Genomic DNA, 391 nt, shown 5'->3' with positions numbered 1-391 from the left:
ATCAAGATACATTTGAATTAATGGAAATGGAATATGATTTCGAAGAAATATCTTATTCAAGTGAAAAAATTATTGAGGATAGAACAGATGAAATTCTCGAAGAAGGATATTTGATTATACTTATAGAAAAATTATGCGAATTGGAAGAATCAGTAGGAATAGATTTAAATGAATATAAAGAACTAATGAGAGAGTATATTTCGATTGATGGTGAAGATACGAGGAAGGTATTAAATAACATTATATTTTCTAATAAATGTAAAAAATTAAGTAAGCGAGACCTAAAGAAAATAATCAATAATTGGAGATATATTTTATTTAATCCTGCTCAATTTACTATTTTATACATATTAGTTTGTAGGCATCTAGAAAATAGAAATGTAATTAGTGG

Annotated in this window: 1 pseudogene; it reads left to right on the top strand. The window is 24.8% G+C overall.

The features are described 5' to 3' along the window. Positions 1 to 391, top strand: a pseudogene (locus V7024_RS01335) (RNA-directed DNA polymerase); the annotation flags it as partial.

This window comes from Bacillus sp. JJ864 (assembly GCF_036963045.1).
GTDB lineage: Bacteria > Bacillota > Bacilli > Bacillales > Bacillaceae_G > Bacillus_A > Bacillus_A pseudomycoides_C.
Note: the sequence above shows the minus strand (reverse complement) of the source record. Positions and strands in the feature narration are given on the sequence as shown.